This is a genomic window from Stenotrophomonas sp. HMWF023 (genome assembly GCF_003060985.1).
Lineage (GTDB): Bacteria > Pseudomonadota > Gammaproteobacteria > Xanthomonadales > Xanthomonadaceae > Stenotrophomonas > Stenotrophomonas lactitubi.
Map to the genome: position 1 here is coordinate 23375 of NZ_QAIJ01000092.1, position 10735 is coordinate 34109.

Here is a 10735-nt window from a genome sequence, read left to right on the forward strand (position 1 = left end):
GGCGCAGCGTCATGGTTCATGAAAGCCCCTGCTGGCAAAAAATCCCTGCCACGCTAGCGTTCAGGGGACAGCAAGTCCAGCGTGCCAAAGGATGGGGGCCGAGCATGGAACAGACACAGGCCCGCACCGGCACCGCCAGTCAACCGATGCGGCAAAGCCCGAGTGGGCACCATGCAAACGATATGTTATAACTTTCGATTGATCCGCACCCGCCCCATTGCATGCCCCCTTCCGCCTCATCCAGGCTGGCCTCCATCGACCAGCTGCGCGGCACCGTGATGCTGCTGATGCTGCTCGACCACGTCCGCGAGACGTTCTTCCTGCAGTACCAGGTGAGCGACCCGATGGACGCGGCCAACGTGTCCCCTGCCCTGTTCGCCTGCCGCCTGCTGGCCCACCTGTGCGCACCGGTGTTCGTACTGCTCACCGGTCTGTCGGCGTGGCTGTACGGCCAGCGCCAGGCCGACCCGCGCCGCGCCATCGCCGCCTTCCTGCTCAAGCGCGGCCTGTTCCTGGTGGTGCTGGAACTGACCCTGGTCAACTTCGCCTGGACCTTCCAGTGGCCGCCGGACACGGTGTACCTGCAGGTGATCTGGGCGATAGGCCTGAGCATGATCGCGCTGGCCGGCCTGCTGTGGCTGCCGCGGCCGGTGCTGGCGGTACTGGCAGTGGCACTTGTGGCTGGCCACAACCTGTTGGATGGCGTACGCGTGCAGGGCGACGGCGCGGTCGCGATGCTGTGGAAAGTGCTGCACCAGCGCGACTGGATCGAGGCGGGAGCACTGCGCCTGCGTACCTCCTACCCGGTGCTGCCGTGGATCGGGGTGATCGCGCTGGGCTACCTGATGGCGCCGTGGTTCGGCGCCGGCAGCGATCCGGAACAGCGCCGGCAACGCTTGCTGTGGGCCGGGCTGGGCGCGCTGGCCGCCTTCGCCCTGCTGCGTTTCGCCAACGACTATGGCGATGCACCCTGGCAGTACCAGCAGACCACGCTGCGCACGTGGATGAGCGTGTTCAACATCACCAAGTACCCGCCGTCGCTGCAGTTCCTGCTGCTGACACTGGGCGTGGGCCTGCTGCTGTTGCGGCTGTATGAGTGGCCGCCGCTGGCGCGCGCGCTGCGGCCGCTGGCCGATATCGGCGCAGCGCCGATGTTCTTCTACCTGCTGCACCTGTACGTGCTGAAGCTGCTGTACCTGGCTGCGCTGAAGACCTGGGGCCCGACCCACGGTTGCCTGTATGCACTGGATTCGGTGGCCGGCCTGCTGCTGGTGGCCTGCGCGCTGGCGGTGGTGCTGTATCCACCGACGCGGGCATTCGCGCGGTTCAAGGCACGGCGACGCGACCTGGCCTGGTTGCGGTACCTCTGAACGGTAGCGCCGGGCCATGCCCGGCGTTGCACAGGACCGCCGGGCATGGCCCGGCGCTACCCGGCGCGCGCCTGCAGCACACGCCTATAATTCCGCGATGAATTCCACTGCTATCGCTTCCGACGACTTCCTGGGCCACCCCAAGGGCGTCTACGTCTGCTTCTTCACAGAAATGTGGGAGCGCTTCTCCTTCTACGGCATGAAGGCGCTGCTGCTGCTGTACCTGACCAAATACCACCTGTTCGGCGACAAGGCCGGGCTGGACCTGCTCGGTGCCTATGGCGGCCTGGTGTACTGCATCCCGGTATTCGGCGGCATGCTCGCCGACCGCTGGCTGGGCATGCGCCGGGCGGTGCTGTTCGGCGGCATCCTGCTGGTGCTCGGCCATCTCGGCATGGCCTTCGAAGGCCACGCGGCGTACCGGGTCAATGGTGAAGTGGTACGCGACACCTCGGCGCTGGCAGTGACCTACCTGTCGCTGGCGCTGATCATCATGGGCGTCGGCTTCCTCAAGCCAAACATCTCCACCATCGTTGGCAAGCTCTATCCGCAGGACGATCCGCGCCGCGATTCGGGCTTCTCGCTGTTCTATGCCGGCATCAACCTGGGTGCCCTGTTCTCCTCGCTGGTCTGCGGGTTCCTCGGCGAGGTCTACGGCTGGAAGTACGGTTTCGGTGCTGCCGGCATCGGCATGATTGCCGGCCTGGCGATGTTCCTGTGGGGCCAGAAATACCTGCAGGGCCACGCCGAACCGCCGCAGCCGGCCACGCTGAAGCAGAAGGTGCTGGGCCTGCCGCGCGAATGGCTGATCTACCTGTGCGCGGTGATCGGCGTGCTGCCGGTGGCCTGGCTGATGTGGGCGGCTGGCAACGGCGCCTTCGCGCTTGGCGGTGAAATCAGCCTGGCGCTGATGCTGATGCTGGTGGTGCTGGGCGGCGTGCTGGTCTGGTTCGCCTGGTTCACCGGCAGCAAGTGCACGCCGGTGCAGCGCCAGCAGATGATCGCGTTGATGGTGCTGATCTTCATGGCGCTGGTGTTCTTCACGATGTACGAGCAGTCGTACGGCTCGTGGGTGACCTTCACCGACCGCCTGCTGACCAAGGACATCGTGCCGGCGCTGGTGATCCGCGAAGGCTCGCCGCTGCCGTGGTCGATCATCTCGCTGCTGCTGGCACCGCTGGGCTTCGTGGTCAGTGCGCGCCTGTCCGAACGCCGCCCCGGTTCGTCCGCGCCGCGCATGTTCTTCATCGCCATCGTCGCGCTGATGCTGGTGCTTCTGGTGCGCGACTGCCTGGTGATCCCGCAGACCGCCGGCTCGCTGACCTACCTGGGCGGCCTTTTCCTGGTGCTGCTGGCACCGGCGTTCGCCGCGTTGTGGACGTGGATGGACCGCCGTGGCTGGGAGCCGGGCAAGCCGGTGAAGTCGGCCTGGGGCCTGGTGATCGGCGCGCTGTCGTTCGTGCCGCTGGCGCTGGCCGCGCAGCACGTCGGCGCCACCGGCGAGATGGCCAGCGTGTGGTGGCTGGTACTGGCCTACTTCCTGCTGGCCAGCGGCGAGATGTGCCTGTCGCCGGTGGGCCTGTCGGCGGTGACCCAGCTGGCCGTACCGCGGGTGATGAGCCTGATGATGGGCACCTGGTTCCTCGCGACAGCCTTCTCGGAAACACTGGCCGCGCTGTTCGGCAAGCTGGCGGCGATTGACGTGCCCGAAGGCGAGACGCTGGACATGGCCGCGGCCGCCGGCGCCTATGCGCACCTGTTCTGGCTGCTGATGTGGATCGGCCTGGGCTGCGCGGTGCTGGCCTTCATCGCTGCGCCGCTGTTGAAGCGGATGATGCATGGGGTGAAGTAACACCCATTGGCGGGTCGCTGCGGCGGCAACCATGGCGGTTGCCGCCGCATCTGTTTCAGGGTGCCTTGGCTTTGCTCGAAGCCGTCGCAGCTGCTGCCGTACCACCGCCCAGGCTGCGCGACAGGAAGGCAAGCAGTCGGGTGTAGTAGTCGCGCTGGTTGGCTTCGCCGTACAGCCCATGTCCCTCGCGCGGGTAGTACACCGCTTCCACCGGCACCCCGGCCTGCTTCAGCGCGGCCTCCATGCGCTCGGTGTGCTGCACGGGCGCGCGCAGGTCTTCGCGACCAGCGGCCAGCAGCACCGGCACCTTGATGCTTGCCGCCAGGTTGACCGGCGACACCGCATCCAGTGTCGCCGGGTCGCCCAGCCACTGCTGCAGGTAGGTCACGCCCGACGCACGATCCTGGATATCACCACGCTTGAACATCAACGGCAGGTCGTACACGCCGACATAGCCCGCCGCGCACCGGTACAGCCCGGGCTCGCGCACGACGCCCATCATCGCCGAGTACGCACCGTAGCTGGCGCCGTAGATGCAGATGCGTCCACCGTCGGCGATGCCCTGGCTGATCGCCCAACGGGTGGCGTCGGTCACATCGTCCTGCATCGCGCGGCCCCATTGCTGGGCAGCGGCCTGGGTATGGGCGCGGCCGTAGTTGCCCGAGCCACGGAAGTTGACCTGCAGCACCGCGTAACCGGCGTCGGCCAGCAACTGGTTCTCGCGTTCGAAACCACCATCATCGAACACACCGATCGGGCCACCGTGCGGGACCACCACCATCGGCAGATTGTGCCCATCACTGCCCCTGGGCAGGGTCAGGAAGCCGTGCAGCGGCAGGCCATCGCGCGCAGCGAGGGTGACTGGGCGCACGCTGGCGCCGCCCTCGCGATCGAACCAGCGATGGCGGCCGGTGAGAAAAGCGGCGTTGCGGGTGGCGGTGGTGTACAGGAAATAATCGCCGGGATTGGTCGCCGAGCTCACCTTCACCAGCAGGCGAGCGTTGTCGCGGGTGCCGGAGAGCAGGCTCACCACCTGACCTGGAAATGCCTTTTCAAGCTTGCGCTGGATGCTGGCGGTCGGCGACTGCTCATCGAAGAAGGCCGTGCGCGTAACAGCGCCGACGAACTGGATGCCCACCGGCACGCGCGTACCAGGCTGGTAGACCACGCGGGTAGGGTCAACGGTATCGTCCTGCAGCAGCGTGCGCCGCTCTCCGCTGACCGGGTCCCAGCTGACCACCGCGTCCGGGCCGCGGGCCTGCTCCACCACCAGGTAAGCCAGGCGGTTGTCGGCAGAGAAGCCGATCGGGCGCTCGATGCGGTGACTGTTGCCTTCGTCGTTGACCAGCGTCCAGCGATCGCGGCCTTCGCGGTAGTAGAGCTTGTTGACGTTGTCGGCGGCGGCGCCATGGGCGAAGCGCAGTTCACCTTGATTGTCGGTGGTGAACGTCGCGCGCTGCACCGGTGAACGCGAGACCGGGATGCGGCGCCCGGTGATGACGTCCATCCGTTCCAGGCGCGTATTGGTGTCGTTGGCAAATGGCCACAGCGAGATCAATACATTGCGTTCGTCGGCAGGCAGCGGATCGGCCAGGAAGGCGGCAACCGGCTCGACCACGCGCCCGGTCACGAAGCCGGGCTCATCCGGGCGGGCGCGATAGCCGACCAGAAGATCACCGCGTTTGCCATTGGCGTCGATGGCATACAGTTCGCCCGTAGGCCTCGGTTGGTCCAGCGGACCCCATTTTTCGGCCAGACCGATCAGCAGGCGGGTATCACTCACCCAGTCGACCTCGGCGGCATGGTTGTTGCGTGGCGGCCGGAAATTGCCGACCAGCTCCATCGTGTCGGTACGCAGGACCGCCACGGCGGTCGCGCCTTCCAGTGGCAAGGTCATGGCCAGGTATTCGCCGGTGGGCGAGAGCTGGATGTCATTGAACTCCGCACGACGCACATAGCCGTCCAGCGAAACCTCCGCAGCATCCACCCCACCCGCGCCGCAGATGGCCATCACTGCAGCCAGTGCCTTTGCAAGCTTCATGACTTCCTCCTTGAAGCCGGGCATCCCCTGCCCGGCATCGGGTCCGCAGGACGCGGCGGGTCTGCCTCACGGCGCCTTGTCAGCACCTGCGGTCGCGCTGGCGGTTTCGCCGCCCAGGCTGCGTGACAGGAAGGCAAGCAACCGGGTGTAGTAGTCACGCCGGTTGGCCGGACTGTAGAAACCGTGCCCCTCGGCCTTGTAGTACAGCGCCTCCACCGGCGTGCCGGCCTGCTTCAGCGCCGCCTCCATGCGTTGGGTATGCACCACCGGTGCGCGTTGATCTTCCCTTCCTGCCGCCAGCAGCACCGGCACGCGGATCTGTGCGGCGAGGTTGACCGGTGACTGCTCGGCCAGCTCCTTCGGCCGGCCGACCCATTCGCGCAGGTAGGTCAATCCGGACGCATCATCCTGGATGTCACCGCGGGCGTACATCAACGGCAGGTCATAGACACCGACATAGCCGGCAGCGCAGCGATACAGGCCGGGTTCGCGCACCGGCCCCATCATCGCCGCATAGGCGCCATAGCTGCCGCCGTAGATGCAGATGCGTGCCGGATCGGCCGTGCCCTGCGCGATCGCCCAGCGCGTGGCATCAGTGACATCGTCCTGCATCGCCCGCCCCCACTGCAGCTTCGCGGCCTGGGCGTGCGCACGCCCATAGTTGGCCGAACCACGGTAGTTCACCTGGAGCACGGCATAGCCGGCAGCAGCCAGCATCTGCGCATCCACGTCGTACGTTCCGTCGTCGAAGATCCCGATCGGCCCGCCATGTGGCATCACCACCATGGGCAGGCCGGTGGCCGGCTGGCCTGCCGGCAGGGTGAGGAAGCCATGCAGCGCCAACCCGTCACGCGCCTTCAGGCTGACCGGTTGAACGACGGCGCTCTGCGCCGGATCGATCCAGTCACTGCGGCTGATGAGGTGGCGCGCCTTCTTGTCGATGGTGTCGTAAAGATAGAAGTCGCCCGGGTTGCGCGCGGAGTGCGATTCCACCAGCACCGTGCGCCCATCACGGGTACTGGAGGTGATGTACACGGGGCCGCCCAGCCCTGCCTCGAGACTGCGGTACAGGCGCGCTTCGGCCGAGGCTTCGTCGAAGAAGCGCGTCCGTGGCACGTCGCCAAGGAACTCGGCTCCCACCGGCACGCGGGTTCCCGGCCGGAAGATGATCCGATGCGGATCGACCACCTCATCGCGCAGTACCACCCGACGCTCGTTGCTCTGCGGGTCCCAACTGACGATTGCATCGGGTCCCTCGGCCTGCTCGGTCTGCAGATAGGCCAGGCGGCCATCAGCAGAGAAGCCGATAGCCACCTCGATGCGTCGGCTCAGCGCCTCATCGTTCAGCAGCACCCACTCGCTGCTGGCACCTGCGCGGTAATAGAGCTTCTTGTTCGTCTCGTCAGTGCCGGAACCGTAGGCAAAGCGCACCTCACCCTGGGCATCGGTAGTGAATGCCGCCTGTGCGATCGGCGCCCGCACCACCGCATTGCGGCGACCGGTGTTCACGTCCATCCGCTCCAGCTGGGTGAAGGCGTTGGCCGTGAACGGTGTTACCGCAACCAGTACGTTGCGGTCGTCATCCTTCAATTCGTCGGTGAGGAAGGCGGCCACCATGCCGGCCGGCTTGACCTTGATGTTGGTGCCCAGGCCGGTTTCAGCCGTGCGGTAGCCGACCAGCAGTTCACCGCCCTTGCCATCGGCGTTGATACCGAACAGTTCGCCGGTGAGCACGGGGCGATCAAGCACGCCGAACTTCTGCGCCATTCCCACCAGCAGACGGTCATTGCTGACCCAATCAAAGGTGTGGGCATGGTTGTTGCGGGGCGGCCGGAACGTGCCGACCATCTTCATGTCGGCGATCCTGTAGATCGCCAGCGCAGTGCCCGCCTCGATCGGGACCGTGGCAGCCACGTACTCGCCCCCGGGCGAAATCCTGATGTCGGTAAACGCTTCCTGGCGCAGATAGCGCTCCAGATCGACCACGCCGGCCCCCGCCGTCGCCCCTCCCACGACCGTGCACAGCAGCACGGCAAGTACAGTCCTGCGCATCCTTCCCCCTTCCTGCCTCGGACACCCTGTCCACGATGGCCGATTCTAGGCAGGCATGCGACACATCCGCCAGTGGGCACAAAAAACAACGGCACCGTTGCCGGTGCCGTTGTTACCACTACCTTGGAGAGAGAGTCAGGACGTGGGTTCGGGGGGCGTGCGCCGGGTCAATGGACCCCGCGCACCGCCAGAGTGAGGGCCAGGGTGCTGAGGATCACGGCGATGGTGCCGTCCAGCACACGCCAGGTGCTGGGCTTGGTGAACAGCGGCGCCAGCAGGCGCGCGCCCAGGCCCTGCGCGGTCAGCCACAGGCAGCTGGCGGTGACCACGCCGGCCGCGAAGGCCATGCGTGCATTGCCGAAGTTCTCGGCGATCGAGCCGATCACCATCATGTCCAGCCAGAAGTGCGGGTTGATCAGCGAGAAGCCGACCGCGGCCAGCAGCACCGAGCGACGGCTGCCGTCATCGCTGTCGGCCTCGCCCATGCCGCCGCCACCGGCGATCGCACGGCGCGCCGACTTCATCGCATACCAGGCCAGGAAGGCCACGCCGGTCCAGAGGACGGCCGTGGTCAGCCACGGCAGCGCCGTGGTGAGCGTGCGCAGGCCGGCCACGCTGGCGAAGATGAAGATCGCATCGATGGCCGCACAGGTGGCGACCACCGGCACAATGTGCTTGCGCAGGATGCCCTGGCGCAGGATGAAGGCGCTCTGTGCGCCGACCACGGCAAACAGGCCGACGCCGGTAGCCGCACCACTGAACCAGGCACCAAGGCCGGTGCTGGCGGAGATGACCGAGAACATGGGATTCACTACCTTGTCTTGCTTGGGGGGAGCGGTGCCTCGCGAAGGCGGACAGCACCGGAACGGGCGCCATTGTCGCGCCGCAACATAGAAAAGACGAGCTAAACTTACTAAACCAACATTAGCGGAGCTTAATCGCCATGCGCATCGACCATGCCCAGCTGCGGGCCCTGGCTGCGGTGATCCGCGAAGGCAGCTTCGACCGTGCCGCGCAGTCGCTCAACGTCACCCCCTCGGCCATCTCGCAGCGGGTCAAGGCACTGGAGGACCGCATCGGCCGGCTGCTGGTCAAACGTGGCACGCCTGCGACCGCCACCGCCGAAGGCCAGCTGCTGGTGCAGCTGGCCGAGCAGACCGCCCTGCTGGAGCACGATGCCCTGCACCGCATGGGCCTGGCCGACGAGGACCTGCCACAGGCGAGCATCCCGGTGGCGGTCAACCACGACAGCCTGGAGACCTGGTTCCCGCAGGCTGCGCAACAGTTCGCGCAGAGCACCGGCACCACCCTGGACCTGCGCGTGGAAGACCAGGACCACACGGTGGAGCTGCTGCGCCAAGGCACTGTGCTGGGTGCGGTGACCACCCTTGACGAGCCGGTGCAGGGCTGCCAGATCCACGCGCTGGGCAGCATCCGCTACGCCGCGACCTGTACGCCGGAGTTCCGCGAGCGCCATTTCGCCAAGGGCGTCACCGCGCAGGCACTGGCGCAGGCACCGGTGCTGGTGTTCAACCGCAAGGACGACATGCAGTCGCGCTTTGCCCGGCGCATGGCCGGCGCCGACCTGCCCAGCACCGCGCCGACCTGGTGGATTCCCTCCACCCGCGCCTTCGTCCAGGCCAATCTCGGCGGGCTCGGCTGGACGATGAACCCGTTGCCGCTGGTGAAGCGCCATCTGGATGCAGGACGGCTGGTCTACGTGCGGCAGCGCGCGTGGGAAGACGTGCCGCTGTACTGGCAGCACTGGAAGGGCGACGTGCAGACCATGGCCCTGCTGACCCGGGCGGTGCTGGACGCCGCCTCGGCGCTGGTGCAGCGCAGGCGCTGAGCGGACGCGCATGGGTGGATGCCGACTTTGGTCGGCTTCGAACCTTCTGCTCACGAATACGGGAACAGGGCGATCCCGACATTCAATTGCGTCATTGCCAGCCGACAGTTGCAGAGGTCCCGCGTAGGCTTGAGGGTTCATTGATTGCGAGCCAAACCGAATGGAGCTTCCTGACGACATCTACGAGCAGGTCACTGAACTCTCCGAGCAGGGAAACACCTGCATGGATGCCGATGATCACGCTGGCGCAATGCGCTGCTGGCTGCAGGCTTTGGACAAGTTGCCTGCCCCTGCCAACGATTGGGAAGCCTACACGTGGCTCCGCGCCTCGCTTGGCGACGCGAGTTTTATGTCAGGACATTTCCCCGAAGCCCTACAGTACTTCGTGGATGCGCTGAATGGTCCGGACGGTCATGCGAACCCCTTCATCCTGTATCGGGTTGGCCAATGTCATGAACTTCAAGGACAACGGGATCAGGCGCTGGAGTACCTGCTCAGGGCTTATGCATTGGATGGCGAGGACATATTCGACGCTGACGATGAAGGCGGGAAGTACCTTGCCTTGCTGCGTCAGCACGGCCTCACTTCGCCTTGATACCACCAAGACAGCCAAGCTTTGGGAATGCAGCCCTTGGTAGTCAGGACTCGTTGAGTCTCAGCCATGGAGAGGTCGGGCTGGAAACGACTTGATCCCCTCCGTCCCCTTTTCATGCAAGGATCGGCGCAACCGACGATGGGGCTGGCCGATGGAAACCGAACCGGTATTCCTGCATATCCGCGTGGTGATGGGGATCATCCTCGGCCTGTCCATCACCACCCTGCTGAAGGGGTTGGCGCAGATCATCGAGCACCCCCAGCGGCGCGGCTGTTCGGCGCTGCACCTGTGCTGGGTGATGTGGACGCTGGTGTCGCTGGTCACCTTCTGGTGGTGGGAATTCCGCCTCGTCGAAGTGCACCGATGGACATTTGAAACCTATCTGTTCGTGATCACCTACAGCGCGACCTGGTTCCTGTTGTGCGCGCTGCTGTTTCCCGACGACCTGCGCGGCTACGGCAGTTACGGCCACTACCTGATGCAGCGGCGGCGCTGGATCTTCGGGGTGATCGCGATATTGACGCTTCTGGACCTTGTGGACACCGCGATCAAGGGAGGAAGCCGCTGGCGGCTGCTGGGGGATGCGTACCCATTGCACACGGCGCTGATGCTCATCGTTGCCGCGTTGGGATGGCATCTGCGCAGCGCGCGCATGCAGTTGGTACTGGCCGCATCGACGCTGGCCTATCAACTGGGCTACTTCGCGGCGGAATACTTCACCATCGGCAGTGATTGAAGACCGCCACCGTCTCCATCCAATCTCCATCCTGGTCGTCCACACTCATCTGGTTCCGTTCGACCACAGGTTTCCCAGATGACGATCCACTACCGCGATGCCCTCCCCGATGATGCCGCTGCCTGCATCGACCTTCGCGGGCGCACCCGCGAAAACGCCTTCAGTGCCGCGCAGCTGGCCGAACTGGGCATCACCGAAGAGAGCTGGGCCGCAGGCATCGCCGATGGCGATTCCATCGGC

At 65.8% G+C, this 10735-nt stretch carries 8 protein-coding genes and 1 pseudogene; 6 read left to right on the forward strand and 3 right to left on the reverse strand.

Going from position 1 to position 10735, the window contains the following annotated elements; translation table 11 throughout:
- Positions 1-221: 221 nt before the first annotated feature.
- Both DBR20_RS04370 and DBR20_RS04375 read left to right on the forward strand, forming a co-directional pair.
- Complete coding sequence (locus DBR20_RS04370) at positions 222-1370, forward strand: heparan-alpha-glucosaminide N-acetyltransferase domain-containing protein (protein ID WP_108265318.1); 1149 nt, start codon at positions 222-224, stop codon at positions 1368-1370.
- Between the two features lie 97 nt (positions 1371-1467).
- Positions 1468-3222 (forward strand): oligopeptide:H+ symporter, encoded by a 1755-nt coding sequence (locus tag DBR20_RS04375; protein ID WP_108265319.1) that lies wholly within the window; start codon positions 1468-1470, stop codon positions 3220-3222.
- Positions 3223-3277: 55 nt separating this feature from the next.
- On the opposite strand, the gene DBR20_RS04380 is transcribed toward DBR20_RS04375, so the two are convergent.
- The 3 genes from DBR20_RS04380 to DBR20_RS04390 form a co-directional block, all read right to left on the reverse strand.
- Positions 3278-5263 carry a prolyl oligopeptidase family serine peptidase gene (locus DBR20_RS04380; protein WP_108265320.1) on the reverse strand — a complete coding sequence of 662 codons (1986 nt, stop codon included), beginning with the start codon at positions 5261-5263 and terminating at the stop codon, positions 3278-3280.
- Between the two features lie 66 nt (positions 5264-5329).
- On the reverse strand, positions 5330-7315 hold the full coding sequence (locus tag DBR20_RS04385; RefSeq protein ID WP_108265321.1) for a S9 family peptidase: 1986 nt from the start codon (positions 7313-7315) through the stop codon (positions 5330-5332).
- Positions 7316-7482: 167 nt separating this feature from the next.
- Entirely contained in the window at positions 7483-8118 is a 636-nt protein-coding gene (locus tag DBR20_RS04390) for a LysE family transporter (protein WP_108265322.1), read from the reverse strand.
- Between the two features lie 140 nt (positions 8119-8258).
- Here DBR20_RS04390 and DBR20_RS04395 point away from each other — a divergent pair, with 140 nt between their 5' ends.
- The 4 genes and pseudogenes from DBR20_RS04395 to DBR20_RS23725 all read left to right on the forward strand — a co-directional run.
- Complete coding sequence (locus DBR20_RS04395) at positions 8259-9164, forward strand: LysR family transcriptional regulator ArgP (protein WP_089239508.1); 906 nt, start codon at positions 8259-8261, stop codon at positions 9162-9164.
- 160 nt (positions 9165-9324) lie between these two features.
- Entirely contained in the window at positions 9325-9759 is a 435-nt protein-coding gene (locus DBR20_RS04400) for a tetratricopeptide repeat protein (RefSeq protein ID WP_108265323.1), read from the forward strand.
- Between the two features lie 151 nt (positions 9760-9910).
- Entirely contained in the window at positions 9911-10495 is a 585-nt protein-coding gene (locus DBR20_RS04405) for a hypothetical protein (protein WP_108265324.1), read from the forward strand.
- A gap of 78 nt (positions 10496-10573) precedes the next feature.
- Positions 10574-10735 (forward strand): annotated as a pseudogene (locus tag DBR20_RS23725) (GNAT family N-acetyltransferase); the annotation flags it as partial.

Excerpts from the sequence above, each read along its gene's own strand:
- DBR20_RS04405 (WP_108265324.1), top strand. The coding sequence starts at position 9,911 with ATGGAAACCGAACCGGTATTCCTGCATATCCGCGTGGTGATGGGGATC.
- DBR20_RS04370 (WP_108265318.1), top strand. The coding sequence starts at position 222 with ATGCCCCCTTCCGCCTCATCCAGGCTGGCCTCCATCGACCAGCTGCGC.
- DBR20_RS04400 (WP_108265323.1), top strand. The coding sequence starts at position 9,325 with ATGGAGCTTCCTGACGACATCTACGAGCAGGTCACTGAACTCTCCGAG.
- DBR20_RS04385 (WP_108265321.1), bottom strand. The coding sequence starts at position 7,315 with ATGCGCAGGACTGTACTTGCCGTGCTGCTGTGCACGGTCGTGGGAGGG.
- DBR20_RS04380 (WP_108265320.1), bottom strand. The coding sequence starts at position 5,263 with ATGAAGCTTGCAAAGGCACTGGCTGCAGTGATGGCCATCTGCGGCGCG.
- DBR20_RS04395 (WP_089239508.1), top strand. The coding sequence starts at position 8,259 with ATGCGCATCGACCATGCCCAGCTGCGGGCCCTGGCTGCGGTGATCCGC.
- DBR20_RS04390 (WP_108265322.1), bottom strand. The coding sequence starts at position 8,118 with ATGTTCTCGGTCATCTCCGCCAGCACCGGCCTTGGTGCCTGGTTCAGT.
- DBR20_RS04375 (WP_108265319.1), top strand. The coding sequence starts at position 1,468 with ATGAATTCCACTGCTATCGCTTCCGACGACTTCCTGGGCCACCCCAAG.